22 protein-coding genes and 1 tRNA gene are annotated in these 21304 nt (G+C 41.5%); 17 read left to right on the top strand and 6 right to left on the bottom strand.

Annotated features, from left to right (window positions below; genetic code table 11):
* From N8N51_RS01775 to N8N51_RS01785, 3 genes are all read left to right on the top strand, one after another.
* Positions 1-1024: NAD(P)/FAD-dependent oxidoreductase (locus N8N51_RS01775; protein ID WP_314725894.1), on the top strand; the 1024-nt coding region annotated here is incomplete at its 5' end.
* Positions 1025-1123: 99 nt separating this feature from the next.
* Positions 1124-2143: a UDP-glucose 4-epimerase GalE gene (galE, locus tag N8N51_RS01780; protein WP_261065420.1), complete on the top strand. Its 1020-nt coding sequence runs from the start codon at positions 1124-1126 to the stop codon at positions 2141-2143.
* A 1-nt stretch (position 2144) separates the two neighbouring features.
* On the top strand, positions 2145-3110 hold the full coding sequence (locus N8N51_RS01785; RefSeq protein WP_314725835.1) for a glycosyltransferase family 2 protein: 966 nt from the start codon (positions 2145-2147) through the stop codon (positions 3108-3110).
* Positions 3111-3167: 57 nt separating this feature from the next.
* Here N8N51_RS01785 and N8N51_RS01790 read toward each other — a convergent pair whose 3' ends face one another.
* A complete protein-coding gene (locus tag N8N51_RS01790; protein ID WP_004235080.1) occupies positions 3168-3365 on the bottom strand; it encodes a ferredoxin in 198 nt (65 codons plus the stop codon).
* Between the two features lie 45 nt (positions 3366-3410).
* Here N8N51_RS01790 and N8N51_RS01795 point away from each other — a divergent pair, with 45 nt between their 5' ends.
* The 8 genes from N8N51_RS01795 (at position 3411) to N8N51_RS01830 (ending at position 9209) form a co-directional block, all read left to right on the top strand.
* Positions 3411-3902: an SAG1386/EF1546 family surface-associated protein gene (locus N8N51_RS01795; protein WP_001040919.1), complete on the top strand. Its 492-nt coding sequence runs from the start codon at positions 3411-3413 to the stop codon at positions 3900-3902.
* A 9-nt stretch (positions 3903-3911) separates the two neighbouring features.
* Positions 3912-4583, top strand: coding sequence for a (d)CMP kinase (cmk, locus tag N8N51_RS01800; RefSeq protein ID WP_000849387.1), 672 nt, complete (start codon positions 3912-3914; stop codon positions 4581-4583).
* Between the two features lie 130 nt (positions 4584-4713).
* Positions 4714-5052, top strand: a complete 339-nt coding sequence (locus N8N51_RS01805) for a zinc ribbon domain-containing protein YjdM (RefSeq protein WP_001061596.1) — start codon at positions 4714-4716, stop codon at positions 5050-5052.
* Positions 5053-5054: 2 nt separating this feature from the next.
* Positions 5055-5684 (top strand): Pr6Pr family membrane protein, encoded by a 630-nt coding sequence (locus N8N51_RS01810; protein WP_000033942.1) that lies wholly within the window; start codon positions 5055-5057, stop codon positions 5682-5684.
* Between the two features lie 322 nt (positions 5685-6006).
* The gene (locus tag N8N51_RS01815) at positions 6007-7158 is read left to right on the top strand and encodes an MFS transporter (protein WP_153198730.1); all 1152 of its coding nucleotides are present in this window, start codon (positions 6007-6009) and stop codon (positions 7156-7158) included.
* Positions 7159-7257: 99 nt separating this feature from the next.
* Complete coding sequence (truA, locus tag N8N51_RS01820; protein ID WP_023946244.1) at positions 7258-8007, top strand: tRNA pseudouridine(38-40) synthase TruA; 750 nt, start codon at positions 7258-7260, stop codon at positions 8005-8007.
* Positions 7997-8770 (top strand): bifunctional hydroxymethylpyrimidine kinase/phosphomethylpyrimidine kinase, encoded by a 774-nt coding sequence (locus N8N51_RS01825; RefSeq protein ID WP_000794766.1) that lies wholly within the window; start codon positions 7997-7999, stop codon positions 8768-8770. Before truA ends, N8N51_RS01825 begins: the two co-directional genes overlap by 11 nt.
* On the top strand, positions 8748-9209 hold the full coding sequence (locus N8N51_RS01830) for an ECF transporter S component (RefSeq protein ID WP_000814989.1): 462 nt from the start codon (positions 8748-8750) through the stop codon (positions 9207-9209). The genes N8N51_RS01825 and N8N51_RS01830 overlap by 23 nt, the downstream gene beginning before the upstream one ends.
* A gap of 103 nt (positions 9210-9312) precedes the next feature.
* On the opposite strand, the gene N8N51_RS01835 is transcribed toward N8N51_RS01830, so the two are convergent.
* The 4 genes from N8N51_RS01835 to N8N51_RS01850 form a co-directional block, all read right to left on the bottom strand.
* Positions 9313-10395, bottom strand: a complete 1083-nt coding sequence (locus tag N8N51_RS01835) for a M24 family metallopeptidase (protein WP_261103440.1) — start codon at positions 10393-10395, stop codon at positions 9313-9315.
* Positions 10396-10522: 127 nt separating this feature from the next.
* Positions 10523-11305, bottom strand: coding sequence for a lipid II isoglutaminyl synthase subunit GatD (gatD, locus tag N8N51_RS01840; protein ID WP_049499586.1), 783 nt, complete (start codon positions 11303-11305; stop codon positions 10523-10525).
* Positions 11305-12648: a lipid II isoglutaminyl synthase subunit MurT gene (murT, locus tag N8N51_RS01845; RefSeq protein ID WP_261103443.1), complete on the bottom strand. Its 1344-nt coding sequence runs from the start codon at positions 12646-12648 to the stop codon at positions 11305-11307. Before murT ends, gatD begins: the two co-directional genes overlap by 1 nt.
* Positions 12649-12746: 98 nt before the next feature.
* Positions 12747-14063 (bottom strand): FAD-containing oxidoreductase, encoded by a 1317-nt coding sequence (locus tag N8N51_RS01850; RefSeq protein WP_004255717.1) that lies wholly within the window; start codon positions 14061-14063, stop codon positions 12747-12749.
* A gap of 329 nt (positions 14064-14392) precedes the next feature.
* Between N8N51_RS01850 and cshA the strand changes: the two genes are divergently transcribed.
* From cshA to N8N51_RS01870, 4 genes are all read left to right on the top strand, one after another.
* Positions 14393-15967 (top strand): degradosome RNA helicase CshA, encoded by a 1575-nt coding sequence (gene cshA / locus N8N51_RS01855; RefSeq protein ID WP_084863035.1) that lies wholly within the window; start codon positions 14393-14395, stop codon positions 15965-15967.
* A 256-nt stretch (positions 15968-16223) separates the two neighbouring features.
* Positions 16224-17012: a GTP-sensing pleiotropic transcriptional regulator CodY gene (gene codY, locus N8N51_RS01860; RefSeq protein ID WP_049542801.1), complete on the top strand. Its 789-nt coding sequence runs from the start codon at positions 16224-16226 to the stop codon at positions 17010-17012.
* A complete protein-coding gene (locus N8N51_RS01865; RefSeq protein ID WP_070526965.1) occupies positions 17012-17587 on the top strand; it encodes a cysteine hydrolase family protein in 576 nt (191 codons plus the stop codon). The genes codY and N8N51_RS01865 overlap by 1 nt, the downstream gene beginning before the upstream one ends.
* Before the next feature lie 79 nt (positions 17588-17666).
* Positions 17667-17752 (top strand) — tRNA-Leu (locus N8N51_RS01870).
* A gap of 79 nt (positions 17753-17831) precedes the next feature.
* Here N8N51_RS01870 and N8N51_RS01875 read toward each other — a convergent pair.
* Complete coding sequence (locus N8N51_RS01875; RefSeq protein ID WP_261103447.1) at positions 17832-19088, bottom strand: ISL3 family transposase; 1257 nt, start codon at positions 19086-19088, stop codon at positions 17832-17834.
* Positions 19089-19311: 223 nt separating this feature from the next.
* Here N8N51_RS01875 and N8N51_RS01880 point away from each other — a divergent pair, with 223 nt between their 5' ends.
* On the top strand, positions 19312-20589 hold the full coding sequence (locus N8N51_RS01880) for an ABC transporter permease (RefSeq protein ID WP_261103448.1): 1278 nt from the start codon (positions 19312-19314) through the stop codon (positions 20587-20589).
* 12 nt (positions 20590-20601) lie between these two features.
* Complete coding sequence (gene vex2, locus N8N51_RS01885; RefSeq protein ID WP_000173751.1) at positions 20602-21249, top strand: ABC transporter ATP-binding subunit Vex2; 648 nt, start codon at positions 20602-20604, stop codon at positions 21247-21249.
* Positions 21250-21304: the final 55 nt, after the last annotated feature.

Below are 21304 nucleotides of genomic sequence, written 5' to 3' on the forward strand. Positions count from 1 at the left end.
GGTGACCGTCTTTGATCATGGACAAGGTCAGGCTACCAAGGCCGCAGCAGGAATTATCAGTCCTTGGTTTTCAAAACGCCGCAATAAGGCCTGGTACAAAATGGCGCGCTTGGGGGCTGACTTTTATGTGGATTTATTAGCTGATTTAGAGAAGTCGGGACAAGAAATTGACTTTTACCAGCGTTCGGGAGTCTTTCTCCTGAAAAAGGATGAAACTAAGTTGGAAGAACTCTATCAACTAGCCCTCCAGCGCAGAGAAGAATCTCCCTTGATAGGGCAATTAGCCATTTTAGACCAAGCATCAGCTAATGAATTATTCCCTGGATTGCAGGGATTTGACCGCCTGCTCTATGCTTCGGGTGGAGCGAGAGTAGATGGCCAACTCTTAGTGACTCGTTTGCTAGAAGCCAGTCAGGTCAAGCTGGTCAAAGAAAAAGTAACTCTGACACCTTTAGCATCAGGTTACCAGATTGACGAAGAGGTGTTTGATCAGGTTATTTTGGCGACGGGAGCTTGGTTGGGACACCTGTTAGAGCCTTTAGGTTATGAAGTAGATGTTCGTCCTCAAAAGGGGCAACTCCGAGATTATCAACTTGCCCAAGACATGGAAGCTTACCCTGTTGTTATGCCAGAAGGGGAGTGGGATTTGATTCCTTTTGCAGGTGGGAAATTATCCCTAGGCGCTACTCATGAAAATGATATGGGATTTGATTTGACGGTAGATGAAACCTTACTCCAACAAATGGAGGAAGCAGCCTTGCCCCACTATCCAGTTTTAGCTAGAGCGACTTCAAGAGCTGAGCGTGTGGGAATCCGTGCCTATACCAGCGATTTCTCTCCTTTCTTTGGGCAAGTACCTGATTTAGCAGGTGTCTATGCGGCTAGTGGACTAGGTTCATCGGGCCTCACAACTGGTCCCATCATTGGCTACCATCTAGCTCAACTGATCCAAGACAAAGATTTGACCTTGGACCCTCTAAACTATCTAATTGAAAACTATGTCAAACGAGTAAAAAGCGAATAAGAATTTTACTGAAATTTTAGCTTTGCCCCTAGGATGGCAAATGACATTCCCTATCAAAAATGGTAAAATAAGAAAAAATCCGAGAATCGAGGAAAAAAGATGCAAGAAAAGATTTTGGTAACAGGTGGAGCAGGTTTTATCGGAACCCACACTGTTATTGAGTTAATCCAAGCAGGTCATCAGGTTGTTGTGGTGGATAACCTTGTCAACAGCAACCGTAAAAGTTTAGAAGTTGTTGAAAGAATTACAGGAGTTGAAGTGCCTTTCTATGAGGCAGATATCCGTGATACGGATACTCTCAGAGATATCTTTAAGCAGGAAGAACCAACAGGTGTCATTCACTTTGCTGGTTTGAAGGCTGTCGGTGAATCAACTCGTATCCCTCTTGCCTACTATGACAACAATATCGCAGGAACTGTTAGCCTTTTGAAAGCTATGGAAGAAGCCAACTGTAAAAACATCATTTTCAGTTCTTCTGCGACAGTTTACGGAGATCCTCATACAGTGCCAATCTTGGAAGATTTCCCACTTTCAGTGACCAACCCATACGGTCGCACCAAGCTCATGCTAGAGGAAATTTTGACGGATATCTATAAAGCAGACTCAGAATGGAACGTTGTCTTGCTTCGTTATTTCAACCCAATCGGAGCCCATGAGAGTGGTGATTTGGGAGAAAATCCAAACGGTATTCCAAACAACCTCTTGCCATATGTGACGCAAGTAGCCGTTGGAAAATTAGAGCAAGTGCAAGTGTTTGGAGACGATTACGATACAGAAGATGGAACTGGTGTTCGTGACTATATCCACGTTGTCGATTTGGCCAAAGGTCACGTTGCAGCTCTGAAAAAAATCCAAAAAGGTTCAGGTCTAAACGTTTATAACCTTGGAACAGGTAAAGGCTACTCAGTTCTTGAAATTATCCAAAATATGGAAAAAGCAGTGGGACGACCAATTCCTTACCGCATTGTCGACCGTCGCCCAGGGGATATCGCAGCCTGCTATTCAGATCCTGCAAAAGCCAAAGCAGAACTGGGCTGGGAAGCAGAACTCGGCATCACCCAAATGTGTGAAGACGCATGGCGTTGGCAAAGCAAGCATCCAAATGGATTTGAAGACTAAGATGGTGATATCAATCATTGTCCCCTGTTTAAACGAAGAGGAAGTACTTCCTCTTTTTTATCAGGCTTTGGAAGCTTTACTTCCAGATTTGGAAACAGAAATCGAGTATGTCTTTGTCGACGATGGATCAAGTGATGGGACCTTGGAACTCTTAAAGACCTATCGGGAGCAAAATCCGGCAGTTCATTATATTTCTTTCTCGCGAAATTTCGGCAAAGAAGCAGCCCTTTATGCAGGCTTGCAATATGCGACAGGAGATCTAGTGGTGGTGATGGATGCAGACCTCCAAGATCCTCCTAGTATGTTGCTAGAGATGAAAGCCTTACTAGACCAGAATGCAGACTTGGACTGTGTTGGAACACGCAGAACCAGTCGAGGGGGAGAACCCTTCTTTCGCAGTTTCTGTGCTAATCTCTTTTATCGTCTTATGCAAAAAATTAGTCCAGTAGCCTTGCCGTCAGGTGTCCGTGATTTTCGCATGATGAGAAGATCTGTAGTCGATGCTATTTTAGCTTTGACCGAGTCCAATCGTTTTTCAAAGGGGCTCTTTGCCTGGGTGGGTTTTAAAACCCACTATCTGGACTATCCAAATGTCGAAAGGCAGGCTGGCAAGACCAGTTGGAGTTTTAGGCAACTCTTTTTCTACTCCATTGAAGGGATTGTTAATTTTTCAGATTTTCCCTTGATTATCGCCTTTGTGGCAGGTCTCCTATCTTGTTTTATTTCTCTACTTATGACCTTTTTTGTTGTGGTTCGGACCCTCATTTTGGGCAATCCGACATCAGGTTGGACCTCTCTGATGGCTGTTATTCTCTTTCTCGGAGGGATTCAACTCTTGACCATTGGGATTCTCGGCAAGTATATCAGTAAGATTTATCTAGAGACTAAAAAAAGACCACTTTATCTCGTCAAAGAAAAAAGTGACCTTCCTGATCTTACAGAAAAAAATAAAGAGAAAAGACTATAATTTTGCATGGAAATATGCTAAACTAGAAGGAGTGGAACGTTCTTATCGATGTTAGAGTTAATCTTTAATCAAGGCACGTGTCGGACAGTTTCTAACAGCTTCTACGACGTCCTGACTAGGAGAGATTTCTTTTTCTAGTTGGTCAGGGTCATCGTAAAAACGCACGATTCCATTATCGTGGTAATCAAATAATTCAGAATAAGTTTGGCAAAGCCCACAGGCAATGCAACGTTCAGGTATAAGTGTGATTTTCATATTTATATTGTAATAAGAAAAGTAAAAAAAAACAAGGAGTAAGGTATGGCAAAAGAACCGTGGCAAGAAGATATTTATGAGAATCAGGAAGAAACAAGATCAGAACGTCGTAAGAGAGAACAAGGTGGAGGAGTGCTGGCTAATCGTATCTTGACTATTTTAGCAAGTATTTTCTTTGTGATTGTAGTCGTGATGATTATTGTTCTTATCTATCTTTCATCGGGTGGGAGTAATCGCACAGCAGCCTTGAAAGATTTTCACGATTCAGATACAAAAGTAGAGCAAGTTTCTTCTACTTCTAGTAGTAGTTCAGAGCAGGCATCTTCTAGTTCAGAGGAGAAGGTAGAAGAGTCATCTAGTAGCTCAGAACATCCAACTGATCCAGAAGGAACTACAAAAGTTATGGCTGGAGAAGGAGAAGCAGCTATTGCCGCTCGTGCAGGAATCTCGATTGCTCAGTTAGAGGCTTTGAATCCTGGCCATATGGCTACAGGATCTTGGTTTGCTAATCCTGGAGATGTGATTAAGACTAGATAGGAGTCATAAATGAAGACGATTCAAATTGCTATTGACGGTCCTGCTTCAAGTGGCAAGAGTACGGTCGCAAAGATTATTGCCAAGGATTTTGGATTCACCTACCTAGATACAGGTGCTATGTATCGTGCAGCGACCTACATGGCTCTCAGGAACCAATTAGGAGTTGAACAAGTTGAAGAACTTTTAGCCTTATTGGACCAGCATCCAATCAGTTTTGGACGCTCAGAAACTGGAGAACAACTTGTCTTTGTAGGAGATGTGGATATTACCCATCCTATCCGTGAAAATGAAGTGACCAATCATGTTTCAGCTATTGCAGCAATTCCTGAAGTACGAGAGAAACTAGTTTCTCTCCAACAAGAGATTGCCCAGCAAGGTGGGATTGTCATGGACGGTCGCGATATTGGGACTGTTGTATTGCCACAAGCAGAATTGAAAATTTTCCTAGTAGCTTCAGTCGATGAGAGAGCAGAGCGCCGTTACAAGGAAAATATTGCCAAGGGAATTGAAACAGACCTTGAAACTCTAAAAGAGGAAATTGCTGCGCGTGACTACAAGGATAGTCATCGTGAGACTTCGCCTCTCAAACAAGCAGAGGATGCTGTCTACCTTGATACAACTGGCTTGAACATTCAAGAAGTAGTTGAAAAAATCAAAGCAGAAGCTAAAAAAAGAATGTAGATGTAGAAAAGCCGATAGATTGATATCGGTTTTTTTCTATATTTGTCAAAATGCTGATTTTAAGGTATAATAGTTGCTGTTCGAGAAATTTTGATTTTCAAAGAATAGTGAATGATGATAAGGAGAAACCATGAACAACCTACCAAATTGCCCAAAATGTAACTCAGAGTATGTCTACGAAGACGGTGCCCTACTGGTTTGCCCAGAGTGTGCTTATGAGTGGAATCCTGCTGAAGTTGCAGATGTAGAAGAGGGTCTTGTTGCTATCGATGCCAACGGGAATAAATTGGCTGACGGTGATACAGTAACTCTCATCAAGGACTTAAAAGTAAAAGGTGCGCCAAAAGATTTGAAACAAGGGACGCGCGTGAAGAATATCCGCATCGTAGAAGGCGACCACAATATCGACTGTAAAATCGATGGCTTCGGTGCCATGAAACTCAAATCAGAGTTTGTGAAGAAAATTTAAGCATGTCAAAACACTATAAACTTGTATTTTATAGCCGTATCTTCTTGTTTCTAGCGGCTTTTACGGGAGTTTATCTTGAAATCGCCAAGCATGGTGGATTTGGGATGTTACTCTATTATACGGTTCTGTCCAACCTTTTAGTCGCGATTTTTACGCTCTATCTCCTAAAGGTTATGAGCCGTTTAGGTGAAAACTGGCAAAGACCAAGTCTCTTGCGCTTAAAAGGTGGGGTCACCATGAGTATCATGATTACCTGTGTGATTTACCATTTCCTTTTAGCGCCTATTGCGACTAATTTCTATACTCTAGAAAATTTCCTTTGCCACTATATCGTTCCCCTCTGGTTTTTAGCAGATACCCTCTTTTTTGACAAACAGGGTCAATACAAGATTTGGGACCCAATTGTGTGGACGATTTTACCCTTGCTGTATATGATTTTTGCTCTTTTTAATGGCTTGGTATTGAAACTTGATGTTCCTAATTCTAAGGTCAGTCCCTTCCCGTACTTCTTTTTGAATGTGAACAAGGGTTGGGATGTCGTGTTCAAGTGGTGTCTGATTATCTTTGTTGCTTATATGGTGGCAGGATTTATCTTCTACTTTATTAAGCAAATCAAGAGAAAATCATCCTAATACTCTTCGAGAATCTCTTCAAATCACGTCAGTTTCGCCTTGCCGTATATATAGTTACTGACTTCGTCAGTTTCATCTACAACCTCAAAACCATGTTTTGAGCTGACTTCGTCAGTTCTATCTACAACCTCAAAGCAGTGCTTTGAGCAACCTGCGGCTAGCTTCCTAGTTTGCTCTTTGATTTTCATTGAGTATAAGACACAAGGGATTCATTTTCGAGTTTAAGAAGGAGTCTATACACCAAAGAGGCTTCTTCTTTTCTTGCTTGTTTGATAAGTATCAAAAGAGTAGAAGATTAAGAGAAAATATAGAAAGAGATTTCATGAAACAATTTTTAGAACGGGCCAGTATTTTGGCTCTCTCCCTCGTTTTGATTACCTCCTTTTCCATCTCGAGTGCCCTGCCAGCCATGTTTGACTATTATCAAGGTTATCCTAAGGAACAAATTGAGCTCTTGGCTAGCTTGCCTTCCTTTGGAATCATGATTATGTTGCTATTAAATGGTTTCCTAGAAAAAATATTTCCTGAGCGCTTACAGATTAGTTTGGGCTTGTTAATTTTATCACTGAGTGGAACGGCTCCTTTTTGGTACCAAGCCTATCCTTTTGTCTTTGGAACACGGATTCTTTTTGGTTTGGGTGTTGGGATGATCAATGCCAAGGCTATTTCGATTATCAGTGAACGTTATCAAGGCAAAACGCGGATTCAGATGTTGGGGCTACGTGGCTCTGCAGAGGTAGTAGGAGCTTCTCTCATTACCTTGGCAGTCGGTCAGTTGTTGTCCTTTGGTTGGACAGCTACCTTCCTAGCCTATAGTGCTGGATTTTTGGTGCTGATCCTTTATTTGCTCTTTGTTCCTTATGGAAAAGAGAAGAAAGAAGTTAAGAAAAAATCGAAGGAAGCAAGTCGCTTAACTCGGGAAATGAAGGGCTTGATTTTTATCCTAGCTATCGAAGCGGCAGTTGTAGTTTGTACCAATACGGCTATTACTATTCGTATTCCAAGTTTGATGGTGGAAAGAGGACTGGGAGATGCCCAGTTATCTAGTTTTGTTCTTAGTGTCATGCAGTTAATTGGGATTGTGGCTGGTGTGAGTTTCTCTTTCTTGATTTCTATCTTTAAAGAGAAACTGCTCCTCTGGTCTGGTATTACCTTTGGCTTAGGGCAAATTGTGATTGCCTTGTCTCCATCCTTGTGGGTGGTAGTGGCAGGGAGTATTCTGGCTGGTTTTGCCTATAGTGTAGCCTTGACGACGGTCTTTCAACTTGTCTCTGAAAGAATTCCAGCTAAACTCCTCAATCAAGCAACCTCATTTGCAGTTTTAGGCTGTAGTTTCGGAGCCTTTACGACTCCATTCGTTCTAGGTGCAATTGGCTTATTAACTCACAATGGGATGTTGGTCTTTGCTATCTTAGGATCTTGGTTAATTGTAACCTCTATCTTTGTCATGTACCTACTTCAAAAGAGAGCTTAGGATTGGTTTCCTAAGTTTTTCTTTTTTGGATTTTTGTACCCAGACACTATTTGATTTAGGGCCTTGTTTACAGACTAATTTCTTGATAAAATAGAAGTTATGACAAGATATAAAGCAACTATTTCCTATGATGGTTACGCCTTTGCTGGTTTTCAGCGCCAGCCTCATGCGCGTAGTGTTCAGGAAGAAATTGAAAAAACCTTGACCAAGTTAAATAAAGGGCAAGCCATTACTGTTCACGGTGCTGGTAGGACAGATAGTGGGGTTCATGCCCTGGGACAGGTTATTCATTTTAACCTGCCTTATCAAATGGATGAGGAGAAGCTCCGTTTTGCTCTAGACACTCAGTCCCCTGAAGATATTGATGTGATTTCGATTGAGCTTGTGGCGGATGATTTTCATTGCCGTTATGCTAAGCACAGTAAGACCTATGAGTTTATCGTGGATAGGGGCCGTCCCAAAAATCCGATGCGCCGTCACTATGCCACCCACTTTCCTTATCCGCTTGATGTGGAACGGATGCGGGAGGCTATCAAAAAATTAGAAGGCACTCATGATTTCACCGGCTTTACAGCCTCTGGGACTAGTGTAGAGGATAAGGTTCGCACCATCACAGAAGCTAGTCTTAGGGTTGATGAGACAGGCCAGTTTTTGACCTTTACCTTTTCAGGAAATGGTTTCTTGTATAAGCAGATTCGTAATATGGTGGGGACACTGCTTAAAATCGGCAATAACCGCATGCCAGTAGAGCAGATTGACCTCATCTTGGAGAAAAAGGACAGGCAGCTTGCAGGTCCCACTGCAGCACCAAATGGTTTATATTTAAAGGAGATTCGTTATGAAGAATAATCGTATTTTAGCACTTTCTGGAAATGATATTTTTAGTGGTGGTGGTTTGTCAGCTGATTTGGCTACTTATACCTTGAACGGCTTGCATGGCTTTGTAGCAGTGACTTGTTTGACAGCCTTGACGGAAAAGGGCTTTGAAGTCTTTCCAACTGACGATACCATTTTTCAACATGAATTAGATAGCTTGCGTGATGTGGAGTTTGGGGGGATTAAGATTGGTCTTCTACCAACTGTCAGTGTGGCTGAGAAGGCCTTGGACTTTATCAAGCAATGCCCAGGAGTGCCTGTGGTTCTGGACCCTGTCTTGGTCTGCAAGGAAACACACGACGTAGCTGTAAGTGAACTCTGTCAAGAGTTGATTCGCTTTTTCCCTTATGTCAGTGTGATTACGCCTAATCTTCCTGAAGCAGAATTATTGACTGGTCAGGAAATCAAAACCTTGGAAGACATGAAAGCTGCAGCGCAGAAATTGCATGAATTAGGAGCGCCAGCAGTCATTATCAAGGGAGGCAATCGCCTTAGTCAGGACAAGGCTGTAGATGTCTTTTATGATGGACAAAACTTTACAGTCCTAGAAAATCCTGTCATTCAAGGGCAAAATGCTGGTGCAGGTTGTACCTTTGCCTCTAGCATTGCCAGTCACTTGGTTAAAGGTGATGAACTTTTACCAGCAGTAGAAAGCTCTAAGGATTTCGTTTATCGTTCTATTGCACAAGCAGATCAGTATGGAGTAAGACAATATGAAGCAAACCAAAACAACTAAAATCGCCCTTGTATCCCTCTTAACCGCCCTCTCTGTGGTTCTAGGTTATTTCTTAAAAATTCCAACACCGACAGGCATTTTAACTCTTTTAGATGCGGGTGTCTTCTTTACGGCCTTCTACTTTGGTAGTCGTGAAGGGGCTGTAGTAGGAGGACTAGCAGGTTTCTTGATTGACCTCTTATCAGGCTATCCTCAGTGGATGTTCTTTAGCTTGGTCAACCATGGCTTGCAGGGATTTTTCGCAGGATTTAAAGGAAAAACTCAGTGGTTAGGCCTTATCTTAGCAACGATTGCCATGGTAGGGGGTTACGCCTTGGGCTCTACATTGATGAATGGCTGGGCTGCAGCTCTACCAGAAATTTTACCAAATTTCATGCAAAATATGGTAGGGATGATTGTAGGATTTATCCTTAGTCAAAGTATCAAGAAGATTAAGTAATGAGGCTGAGTCAAAAGTCTTTCAAATAAGAAAAACGCATAGTATCAGGTGTTGAAAAACCTTGATACTATGCGTTTTATTGTGGGAAGATTTTCGAAGAATTTTAATCAAAATAAAGCAAATCTTTGCTGGTGCTTGTAAAGAGGTCAAAGCCATCCTTGGTAACAACACCACAGTCTTCGATACGAACGCCGACTTTACCAGGGATATAGATACCTGGTTCAACAGAGAAGCACATGCCTTCTTCGATGACCATGTCGTTTCCTTCCATGATAGAAGGGAATTCGTGGACATCCATACCGATACCGTGACCGAGACGGTGGTTGAAGTACTCTCCGTAACCAGCTTTTTCAATGACTTCGCGAGCAGCGCGATCAACTTCATGTGCAGTCACACCTGGCTTGATAAAGTCAAGAGCAGCTTGTTGGGCTTCCAGAGTCAAGTTGTAGATATCTTTTTTGAATTGATCTGGTTTACCGACAGCGACCGTACGAGTCATATCTGATGCGTAGCCATTGACCATGACACCGAGGTCAAAGAGGAGAAGGGCGTCTTTTTCGACCTTGTTTGCACCAGGAATTCCGTGCGGATTTGCAGCGTTATCGCCAGTCAAGACCATGGTATCAAAGCTCATTTCATAACCTTCACGCTTCATAGCAAAGTCAATTTGGGCGATGATATCTGTCTCTGTCTTATCAAGAGAAATATTATCAAAGCCAACCTTAACAGCCTTGTCCGCATAGAGACCTGCAACCATCATTTTTTGCACTTCGTCAGCAGATTTGATGAGGCGCATGCGTTGGATACGAGGTGTGAGGTTGTTAAACTCAGCAGTTTCAAAAACTGTTTTCAAGCCATGATATTTGGTCAAGATGAGATTGTCAAACTCAACAGCGACACGTTTGAAGTCAAGTTGTGGAAGAGCATGTTTCATTTTTTGCCATGGATTTTCAGAGTCCACATAGCCCACAACTGGGAAGGAAACAGTGCTGCTCGCACGCTCCACTTCAAGGGCTGGGACAAAAAGGAGGGGTTCCTGATCCGCTAGGACAAAAAGGAACATTTGGCGTTCATGGGGATCACTGTAAAAGCCAGTGAGGTAATTGATTGTGACGGGGTCAGATACGACAGCGACGTCTAGTTTTTCTGATTCAAGATATGTTACGATTTGTTGTAATTTAGACATATGCTACCTTCTTTCTACCCCTCTATTTTGGCAAAAAATGAGAGAAAATGCAAGGGAGAAGGGTAAAAGAACAGACAAAAAGAACTCCGACAAGATAACGGAGTTCTTTGATATCATTTTCCTTTGTTTAAGAAAAGTCAGCCTTGCTTTTGACATCACTGTATTCTTCAGCGATTTCTTGGCTGAGAATGTCCTCATAAGCAGGGAGTTGAATGTCCTGACCATATTTCTTCTTGAGGGCAGTAGTGACTAGGCGATAAGCTAGATTGGCATTACGAGAGAGGATAGGCCCGTGGAAGTAGGAACCAAAGACATTCTTATAATGAACACCTTCGCCGACTTTTTCTTCGTTATTTCCATTTCCATAGACAACCTGTCCCAGCGGTTTTTGATCATCTGAGAGGAAGGTACGGCCCTGATGATTTTCAAAACCATAGTAGGTTTCATCGAAATCTTCATTGTGAATCTTGATGTCCCCGATAAAACGGTTATTGGTCTGGTTGAGCGTGTAGTGGCCCATGACCCCTAGTCCTTCGATGCGTCTCCCTGAAGCTTCAACATAATATTGGCCCAATAGTTGGAAACCACCGCAGATAGCCAGAACCACACCGTCGTTTTGGATGTAGTTGTCAATGCTCTCTTTTTTAGCAGGTAGGTCGTCTGCAATGATACTCTGTTCAAAGTCTTGACCACCACCGAAAAAGGCAATGTCGTAGTGATTTTCATCAAAGTTATCATGGAGAGAAACGATGTCAACCGTCACATGGGCTCCCAGTTTTTCAGCCACATACTTGAGCATGAGGATGTTTCCATTGTCCCCATAGGTATTCATGAGATTTCCGTAGAGGTGGGCAATGTTGAGCTGATAGGGGTAATTGCCAGCTTTTGAGGAAAGTGAAGTATAAACCATTAGTTCATCTCCTTTCTAACAATCTGACGACTAGCCAGCAGTTCGCGGAATTCAAGTATAGCAGTATAGGTAGCTAGAATATAAGCATGCTTGCAGTCTTGGTTCTCAATGGTCTTAAGAACTTGCTCCAGACTACTTGTTTCAGTAATTTTATCAGCTGGATAGCCAGTTACTCGTAGACGACGTGCGATTTCAGAATGGCGAACACCGCCAGCGTTGATTTCAGGAATATCCATGTCAGTGATTTGTTCAAAATCCGCATCCCAGATCCAGCTGGTATCAATCCCATCCGCATAGTTAGCATTGAGGAGGACAGAGAGGCTAAATGGATAAGGAGCTAGTTTAATCATCTCGATAGCCTGGGTTGCACCAACTGGATTTTTAATCAAAACGAGGGTGCATTCCTTGTCACCGATATGGAAGGTTTCCTGGCGTCCAAAGACAGCACGACTCTTATCAAATCCCTGCTTGATTAGTTGGGAATCTGCGCCGAGGAAACGGGCGATAGCCACAGCAGCTAGGGCGTTGTAGATGTTGTAAAGTCCACCGATTTGGATGCCGTATTCTTGGCCGTCAATGACAAAGCGAGAGCGATTGTTGGTTAACTCAACTAGTTCTGTCAAGCGATAGTCGAGATCAGGACGTTTACATCCACAACCTTCACAGATATAGGCACCCAAGTTTGCATAAGTATTGTGCTCATATTTGAGGATGCCTTGGCAGTCAGGGCAGAGGATTCCTTCGGTATTATAGTGAGCCAGCTGAGCTGGACCTTTCTCCAAGTCAAAACCAAAATACTGTACAGGATTTGGAATAGCTGGCTTGTAGAAAAGTGGACTGTCTCCATTAAGAAGAACAGTGGCAGTAGGCACCTTACGAATGGCATCCAAAATCATCTTGTAAGTTGTGTAAATCTCACCATAGCGGTCCATCTGGTCACGGAAAATATTAGTAATAACAAATAAGCTTGGCTTGATGTAGTCACAGATACGAGATAGACTGGCTTCGTCGATTTCTAGGACGGCAATATTTTTCCCAGTTTTAGAAGATTTGGCTGTTAAGAAGGTTGTCGCAATTCCTGTAATCATGTTGGCACCGCTTGGGTTGGTCAGAACTTGACCATAAACCTCTTTTAAAATGCCGACAGTGAGAGCAGTTGTCAAGGTTTTTCCGTTGGTTCCAGTCACTACGACAATCTCGTAGTTCTTAGCTAGGTTTTGTAAAATATCTTTATCGAATTGAAGGGCAAGTTTTCCTGGAAGCGTACTTCCACGGCCAAGACGGCTTAAAATGAAGTGGGAAGAACGCCCAGCAAGAAGGCCCAAAGTAGTTTTTAATTTCATGTTTCTATTATATCATAAAAGAAGGAAAAGACAGATTTGAGATTCCGCAGAAGTAAAAACAGCCCAAGGAGGGCTGTTCGATACGATTAAATCTCAACTTAAATCGCAAACAAGTCATTCAAGTTCTCAGCCAAGGTTGGGTGAGTGAAGATTTGTTTTGTGAAGTAAGTGTAAGGAATCTTGTTGTCCATAGCAACAGTGATGATGTTGATGATTTCTTGAGATCCTTCTGAGAAGATGCTTGCTCCAAGAATTTCTTTTGTTTCAGTATTAACCACAGCTTTGAAAGCTCCACGAAGGTCTCCATTTACGTGACCACGAGGCATTGCTGCAACAGGAATTTCCTTAACGGCGTATGGAAGTTTCAAATCAGCTGCTTGGCTTTCAGTCAAACCAACTTGTGAAAGTGCAGGTGTGATGAACATAGTATTTGGTACATTGAGACGGTCTTCAAGTGTGTAGCTGCCATCTCCAGCAAGGTAGCTGTAAACAACACGGAAGTCATCAAGTGAAATGTAAGTAAATTGAAGGCCACCGTTGACATCTCCAACTGCAAAGACACCAGGAACGTTTGTTTGACAATGTTTGTCTACTTTAATAGCACCACGTTCAGTTAGTTCAATATCTGTATTTTCAAGTTGAAGTGGTTCTACGTTTGGTTTACGTCCTGTTGCGTAGAGAAGGGCATCGAAACGGTAAGTTTCGTTTTCAGTCACAACGAGCACTTGGTCACCGTCGTTTTTGATTTCAGTAGTACGGATATTTTGAAGCAATTCAATACCGTCTTCTTCCATGTATTGTTTAGCAAGAGCTGCGATGGAAGGTTCTGCACGAGGAAGGAAAGTATCCAAGGCATCTAGGACTGTAACCTTGCTTCCAAGTTTGTTGTATAGGCCGGCAAATTCAAGACCGATATTTCCACCACCAAGGACTCCAAGGTTTTCAGGTAATTTGTCCAAGTTTTGGATACCTGTTGAGTCAAAGACGTTTTTGCTTGTAGCAAGTCCAGGGATTGGCAAGACGTTTGAAACAGCACCAGTGTTGATGACGATTGTTTCAGCAGTCAGTTCTTTCTTTTCATCACCAGCTTGGATTTCGATGACTTTATTTGAAAGGAAGTGAGCTTCCGCATCAAAGATATCGACGCCTGTACCAGCAACAGTCGCATAGTTTTTACCGTTGAGGCGACTAGTGATAGTGTTTTTGGTAGCAATCACTTCTTCAAAAGACAAGTCTTTCTCAGCAGCAACCAGCAAAGTTTTAGTTGGGATACAACCGATGTTGATACAAGTTCCACCGTACATAGCTTTGCTACGTTCAACGAGGGCAACTTTTTTACCAGCTGAAGCCAATTTACCTGCTAGTGTTTTACCAGCTTTACCAAATCCGATAACGATTAAATCATAAGTTAACATTTAGAGTTCCTCCTATTCGAATTTCATTCTAGCATAAGAAAAAAACTTTTGCACAATTCTGCTACGCTTTAAAAAAGTTTATGAAATAGTGGAAATTTCAGCCTTACTTTCTCAGAAAAATCGTTTACATGACTTTATCGATGGATTTAACTATCTTTTGCTTCTCTCTTGTGTTATACTAGATAGGTTGCAAAGAAAACAGTACTTTTCTTTTGTGGAAAAGAAGCAACACGATTTTGTATCCAGTATATGAAAATACGTCATAAAAAGAAAAGTATAAACTAAGCCCTATAGGGTGGCTTCGCACCACCTTTAGAAAGAAGAAGAACGTGAAATTTAATGAATTAAACTTGTCTGCTGATTTGCTAGCAGAGATTGAAAAAGCTGGTTTTGTAGAAGCCAGTCCGATCCAAGAACAAACTATTCCCTTAGCTCTTGAAGGTAAGGACGTTATCGGTCAAGCTCAGACTGGTACAGGAAAAACTGCAGCCTTTGGCTTGCCAACCCTTGAAAAAATCCGTACAGAAGAAGCGACCATCCAAGCCTTGGTCATCGCTCCAACTCGTGAACTAGCTGTCCAAAGTCAAGAAGAACTTTTCCGCTTTGGTCGTAGTAAGGGAGTCAAAGTCCGCTCAGTATATGGCGGATCAAGCATTGAAAAACAAATTAAGGCTCTTAAATCTGGTGCCCATATCGTGGTGGGAACTCCAGGTCGCCTCTTGGACTTGATTAAACGCAAGGCCTTGAAATTACAAGATATTGAAACTCTTATCCTTGACGAAGCGGATGAAATGCTCAATATGGGCTTCCTAGAAGATATCGAAGCCATCATTTCTCGTGTCCCTGAAAACCGTCAAACTTTGCTTTTCTCAGCAACTATGCCAGATGCCATCAAACGTATCGGTGTTCAGTTTATGAAAGAACCTGAGCATGTCAAGATTGCTGCTAAGGAATTGACAACAGAATTGGTTGACCAATACTATATCCGAGTTAAGGAACAAGAAAAATTTGATACCATGACTCGTCTTATGGATGTGGAACAGCCTGAGCTTGCTATCGTATTTGGTCGTACAAAACGCCGTGTGGATGAACTGACTCGTGGTCTTAAAATCCGTGGCTTCCGTGCAGAAGGAATTCATGGCGACCTAGACCAAAACAAACGTCTTCGTGTCCTTCGTGACTTTAAAAATGGCAATCTTGATGTTTTGGTTGCGACAGACGTTGCAGCGCGTGGCTTGGATATTTCAGGTGTGACCCATGTCTATAACTACGATATTCCACAAGATCCTGAAAGCTATGTTCACCGTATCGGTCGTACAGGTCGTGCTGGTAAGTCAGGTCAGTCTATTACCTTCGTTTCACCAAATGAAATGGGTTACCTCCAAATCATTGAAAACTTGACTAAAAAACGCATGAAAGGTCTCAAACCTGCAAGTGCAGAAGAAGCATTTCAAGCAAAAAAACACGTAGCTCTCAAGAAAATCGAACGTGATTTTGCAGATGAGACTATCCGTGCCAACTTTGAGAAATTTGGTAAGGATGCTCGTAAGCTAGCTGCCGAATTTACTCCAGAAGAATTGGCAATGTATATCTTAAGTCTGACTGTTCAAGATCCAGATAGCCTTCCAGAAGTGGAGATTGCACGTGAAAAACCACTACCGTTTAAACCATCAGGTAATGGCTTCGGTGGTAAAGGTAAGGGAGGTCGTCGTGGAGATGACCGTCGTGATAATCGCCGTGGAGACAACCGTCGTGGTGGTCGTCGTGATGATTTCAAAAAAGGAAGTCGTGGCAACGATCGTTTTGATAAGGAAAAACGTTACCGTAAAGATAATAAAAAACCACGCAATACTTCAAGCGAAAAGCAAACAGGCTTTGTTATTCGTAACAAGGGCGATAAATAAGAAAAAGCGGTTCAAAATGAATCGCTTTTTTATATAAGGAGACCGAATGGAAAAAGAAAGATAAATAAAATAAATATATTATCTTCTTGTAATATTATAATACACAAAAATAAGGGGCTTGTCAATAGAAAAGAAGCAATTTAATTAAAAATATTCTTGTTTTTTCAAATTGCAATTAAATAAGCAATTTTCAGATAATAATTGAAAATTCAAGCTGTTTATGTTATAATGATAGCGATTAAATTCGAGGTGAAAAATGGCACATTTATTAGAAAAAACTAGAAAAATTACTTCTATCCTGAAGCGCTCAGAGGAGCAGTTGCAGGAAGAACTTCCCTACAATGCGATTACCCGTCAATTGGCAGATATTATTGACTGTAACGCCTGTATCGTCAATAGCAAGGGACGTCTCCTTGGTTATTTCATGCGTTACAAAACCAATACAGATCGTGTAGAGCAGTTCTTCCAAACTAAGATTTTCCCAGATGACTACGTTCAAGGTGCGAACATGATCTACGATACAGAAGCCAATCTGACAGTTGATCATGATTTGAGTATTTTCCCTGTGGAAAGTCGTGCCGACTTTCCAGATGGTTTGACGACCATTGCACCAATCCATGTATCAGGGATTCGCCTTGGTTCTTTGATTATTTGGCGCAATGATAAAAAATTCGAAGACGAGGACTTGATTCTTGTTGAGATTGCGAGTACCGTTGTTGGGATTCAACTCCTTAATTTCCAACGTGAAGAAGATGAGAAAAATATCCGCCGCCGTACTGCTGTTACCATGGCGGTTAATACCCTTTCTTATTCCGAACTCCGTGCTGTTTCAGCAATTTTAGGGGAATTAAATGGAAATGAAGGGCAGTTGACTGCGTCTGTAATTGCAGACCGCATCGGAATCACCCGTTCTGTGATTGTCAATGCCCTTCGTAAACTTGAATCTGCAGGAATTATTGAAAGTCGCTCACTTGGAATGAAGGGAACCTATCTTAAGGTCTTGATTTCAGATATTTTTGAAGAAGTGAAGAAAAGAGATTACTAATGACTAAGGCTTTAATTTCGATTGACTATACAGAAGATTTTGTTGCTGATAGTGGGAAGCTGACAGCAGGCGCTCCAGCTCAGGCGATTTCGGATGCCATCAGCAAGGTAACTCGATTAGCTTTTGAACGAGGAGATTACATCTTCTTTACCATTGATGCTCATGAAGAAAACGATTGTTTCCATCCAGAAAGCAAGCTATTTCCTCCTCACAATTTGATTGGGACTAGTGGACGGAATTTATACGGAGATTTGGGGACCTTTTATCAAGAGCATGGTTCAGACAGTCGTGTCTTTTGGATGGATAAACGCCATTACTCTGCTTTTTCAGGGACTGACCTGGATATCCGTTTGAGAGAGCGGAGAGTGTCTACCGTTATCTTAACAGGTGTCTTGACGGATATCTGTGTCCTGCATACAGCTATAGATGCCTACAATCTAGGATATGATATCGAGATTGTTAAACCGGCTGTTGCTTCCATCTGGCCTGAAAATCACCAATTTGCCCTAGGTCATTTCAAAAATACACTTGGAGCTAAGTTAGTAGATGAAAATCTAAATGAAATTTCAGAGTAATTTAGTAGATGAAATGAAAAAAATTGAAAAAAGTGTTGACAAGCATCCTAAAAGTTGATATACTAGTAAAGTAATCGACGCGGGGATGGCGGAATTGGCAGACGCGCAGGACTAAGGATCCTGTGACCGCTTTAGGTCGTGAGGGTTCAAGTCCCTCTCTCCGCATAGGATAAGAGTTAGCTTAGGCTAGCTCTTTTTTTATCAAATTCAGGCTCTTTGTCAACTGTAGTGGGTTGAAGAAAAGCTAAGATCTAGAAAGGACGAAATTCGTCCTTTCTTTTTTGATGTTGATAGCGATAAAAATCCTTTTTTTGAAGTTTTCAAAGTTCCGAAAACCAAATGCATTTCGTTTGATAAGTTTGATGAGATTATTAGTAGCTTCCAATTTGGCGTTGGAGTAGGGTAGTTGAAGGGCGTTGATAATCTTTTCTTTGTCCTTTAGGAAGGTTTTAAAGACAGTCTGAAAAAGAGGATGAACCTGCTTTAGATTGTCCTCGATAAGTCCGAAAAATTTGTCTGGCTCTTTATTCTGGAAATGAAAAAGTAAGAGCTGATAGAGATTGTAGTGGAATTTCAAGTCTTCTGAATAGCTCAAAAGCTTGTCTAGAATTTCTTTATTTGTTAAGTGCATACGAAAAGTAGGGCGATAAAAACGTTTATCACTCAGTTTACGACTATCCTGCTGGATGAGCTTCCAGTAGCGTTTGATAGCCTTGTATTCATGAGATTTTCGCTCAAATTGATTCATGATTTGGACACGGACACGACTCATAGCACGGCTGAGATGTTGGACAATGTGAAAGCGGTCGAGAACGATTTTAGCACATGGGAAAAGCTGTTTAGCTAAGGCATAGTAGGGACTAAACATATCCATCGTAATGATTTTCACCTGACAACGAACAGCTCGCTCGTAGCGCAGAAAGTGATTTCGTATGATAGCCTGTGTTCTGCCTTCAAGAACAGTGATGATGTTAAGATTATCAAAATCTTGTGCAATGAAACTCATCTTTCCCTTGGTAAAGGCATACTCGTCCCAAGACATAATCTCTGGAAGACGAGAAAAATCATGCTTAAAACGGAAGTCATTAAGCTTGCGAATGACAGTTGAAGTTGAAATAGCCAGTTGATGAGCGATATCGGTCATAGAAGTTTTTTCAATCAATTTTTGCGCAATTTTTTGGTTGATAATACGAGGAATTTGGTGATTTTTCTCGACGAGAGAGGTCTGTGAGACCATCATTTTAGAGCAATGATAGCACTTGAAACGACGCTTTTTAAGGAGGATTCTGGTAGGCATACCAGTTGTTTCAAGGTAAGGAATTTTCGATGGTTTTTGGAAGTCATATTTCTTCATTTGACTTCCACATTCAGGACAAGATGGGGCCTCATAATCCAGTTTAGCGATGATTTCCTTGTGGGTATCTCTATTAACAACATCCATAATTTGGACATTAGGGTCTTTGATATCGAGCAGTTTTATGATAAAATGTAATGGTTCCATATGAATCTTTCTAATGAGTTGTTTCGTCGCTTTTCATTATAGATCTTATGGGACTTTTTTTCTACACAAAAATAGGCTCCATAATATCTATAGGGGATTTACCCACTACAAATATTATAGAGCCCAAATTCAAGTAGAGAAAAAAATTTTTGCTCTTTTTTTGTATTTCATAAACATTTCATATTTGGGTTTTATAATAGTCTTACAAATATGGAGGTGACGAATGAATCCAATCCAAAGAGCTTGGGCTTATGTCAGCAGAAAACGACTGAGAAGTTTTATTTTATTTCTGATTTTATTGGTTCTCTTGGCCGGAATTTCAGCCTGTTTGACTCTGATGAAGTCCAACAAAACAGTGGAAACCAATCTTTACAAATCACTCAATACATCTTTTTCTATTAAGAAGATAGAAAATGGTCAGACCTTCAAGTTGTCAGACCTAGAATCTGTAAGTAAGATTAAGGGACTGGAAAATATCTCTCCTGAACTCGAGACGGTCGCAAAATTAAAAGACAAGGAAGCGGTGAGTGGCGAGCAGAGCGTGGAGCGTGATGATTTGTCAGCTGCGGACAAGAACCTGGTTAGCTTAACGGCTCTTGAGGATTCATCCAAGGATGTCACCTTTACCAGTTCAGCTTTCAATCTAAAAGAAGGGCGACACCTTCAAAAAGGGGATTCAAAGAAAATCATCATCCACGAAGAGTTGGCTAAGAAGAACGGTCTTTCGCTTCATGACAAGATTGCCTTAGATGCTGGTCAGACAGAAGCTGGTAAAGGACAAACGGTCGAGTTTGAAATCGTCGGAATCTTCTCTGGTAAAAAACAAGAGAAATTTACAGGCTTGTCTTCAGACTTCAGTGAAAACCAGGTCTTTACAGACTATGAAAGTAGCCAAACTCTTTTGGGAAATAGTGAACCTCAAGTCAGTGCAGCACGCTTCTATGTAGAAAATCCTAAGGAAATGGACGGACTCATGAAGCAGGTGGAAAACTTGGTCTTGGGAAATCAAGGCTATCAAGTCGAAAAGGAAAACAAGGCTTTTGAACAAATCAAAGACTCAGTTGCTACCTTCCAAACCTTTCTGACCATCTTCCTTTATGGAATGTTGATAGCAGGAGCAGGAGCCTTAATTTTGGTCTTGTCTCTTTGGTTGAGAGAAAGGGTCTACGAAGTAGGGATTTTACTGGCACTTGGAAAAGGCAAGAGTTCGATCTTCCTACAGTTCTGTTTAGAGGTAGTTTTGGTATCTCTCGGAGCTTTGCTTCCATCCTTTATCGCTGGAAATGCCATTACATCCTATCTGCTCCAAACTGTCCTAGCAAGTGGAGATCAGGCAGTCTTACAAGACACGCTAGCCAAAGCAAGCAGTCTATCAACCAGCATCCTATCTTTTGCAGAATCCTATGTTTTTCTAGTTCTGCTTAGTTGTTTATCTGTAGCCCTTTGTTTCCTATTCTTATTTAGAAAATCGCCGAAAGAAATTTTATCATCTATTAGTTAAGAAGGAGAAATCATGACTTTATTACAATTACAAGATGTTACCTACCGTTATAAGAACACTGCTGAAGCAGTCCTATATCAGATCAATTATAATTTTGAACCCGGGAAATTTTACAGTATCATTGGTGAGTCAGGAGCAGGAAAATCTACTCTCTTGTCCCTCCTTGCTGGTCTAGATAGTCCTGTTGAAGGTTCTATCCTTTTTCAAGGAGAGGATATTCGTAAGAAGGGCTATTCTTACCATCGCATGCACCATATTTCCTTGGTATTTCAAAATTATAACTTGATAGATTATCTTTCTCCACTGGAAAATATCCGCTTGGTCAATAAAAAGGCAAGCAAGGATACACTGCTTGAGCTTGGTTTGGATGAAAGTCAGATCAAGCGGAATGTTCTCCAGTTATCAGGTGGTCAACAGCAACGTGTTGCCATTGCTCGTAGTTTGGTATCAGAAGCTCCAGTTATTCTAGCGGATGAGCCAACGGGAAATCTGGACCCTAAAACTGCTGGAGATATTGTCGAACTGCTCAAATCACTTGCCCAGAAAACAGGTAAATGTGTCATCGTCGTAACTCACAGCAAAGAAGTGGCACAAGCATCAGATATTACACTTGAGTTGAAGGACAAGAAACTGACTGAAACTCGCAATACTACGAAATAATACGAGCTTTTTCTGTTCGAACTATAAAATAGAATAAAATCTAGAAAGGGAACCT

Source organism: Streptococcus mitis, from assembly GCF_946188685.1.
GTDB lineage: Bacteria > Bacillota > Bacilli > Lactobacillales > Streptococcaceae > Streptococcus > Streptococcus mitis_CC.

Coding starts and splice junctions, on each gene's coding strand:
- galE (WP_261065420.1), top strand. CDS start 1,124: ATGCAAGAAAAGATTTTGGTAACAGGTGGAGCAGGTTTTATCGGAACC.
- N8N51_RS01825 (WP_000794766.1), top strand. CDS start 7,997: ATGAAGAATAATCGTATTTTAGCACTTTCTGGAAATGATATTTTTAGT.
- N8N51_RS01790 (WP_004235080.1), bottom strand. CDS start 3,365: ATGAAAATCACACTTATACCTGAACGTTGCATTGCCTGTGGGCTTTGC.
- N8N51_RS01810 (WP_000033942.1), top strand. CDS start 5,055: ATGTCAAAACACTATAAACTTGTATTTTATAGCCGTATCTTCTTGTTT.
- N8N51_RS01785 (WP_314725835.1), top strand. CDS start 2,145: ATGGTGATATCAATCATTGTCCCCTGTTTAAACGAAGAGGAAGTACTT.
- N8N51_RS01835 (WP_261103440.1), bottom strand. CDS start 10,395: ATGTCTAAATTACAACAAATCGTAACATATCTTGAATCAGAAAAACTA.
- N8N51_RS01875 (WP_261103447.1), bottom strand. CDS start 19,088: ATGGAACCATTACATTTTATCATAAAACTGCTCGATATCAAAGACCCT.
- N8N51_RS01805 (WP_001061596.1), top strand. CDS start 4,714: ATGAACAACCTACCAAATTGCCCAAAATGTAACTCAGAGTATGTCTAC.
- gatD (WP_049499586.1), bottom strand. CDS start 11,305: ATGGTTTATACTTCACTTTCCTCAAAAGCTGGCAATTACCCCTATCAG.
- N8N51_RS01880 (WP_261103448.1), top strand. CDS start 19,312: ATGAATCCAATCCAAAGAGCTTGGGCTTATGTCAGCAGAAAACGACTG.
- N8N51_RS01815 (WP_153198730.1), top strand. CDS start 6,007: ATGAAACAATTTTTAGAACGGGCCAGTATTTTGGCTCTCTCCCTCGTT.
- N8N51_RS01850 (WP_004255717.1), bottom strand. CDS start 14,063: ATGTTAACTTATGATTTAATCGTTATCGGATTTGGTAAAGCTGGTAAA.
- murT (WP_261103443.1), bottom strand. CDS start 12,648: ATGAAATTAAAAACTACTTTGGGCCTTCTTGCTGGGCGTTCTTCCCAC.
- truA (WP_023946244.1), top strand. CDS start 7,258: ATGACAAGATATAAAGCAACTATTTCCTATGATGGTTACGCCTTTGCT.
- cmk (WP_000849387.1), top strand. CDS start 3,912: ATGAAGACGATTCAAATTGCTATTGACGGTCCTGCTTCAAGTGGCAAG.
- N8N51_RS01865 (WP_070526965.1), top strand. CDS start 17,012: ATGACTAAGGCTTTAATTTCGATTGACTATACAGAAGATTTTGTTGCT.
- N8N51_RS01795 (WP_001040919.1), top strand. CDS start 3,411: ATGGCAAAAGAACCGTGGCAAGAAGATATTTATGAGAATCAGGAAGAA.
- N8N51_RS01830 (WP_000814989.1), top strand. CDS start 8,748: ATGAAGCAAACCAAAACAACTAAAATCGCCCTTGTATCCCTCTTAACC.
- codY (WP_049542801.1), top strand. CDS start 16,224: ATGGCACATTTATTAGAAAAAACTAGAAAAATTACTTCTATCCTGAAG.
- vex2 (WP_000173751.1), top strand. CDS start 20,602: ATGACTTTATTACAATTACAAGATGTTACCTACCGTTATAAGAACACT.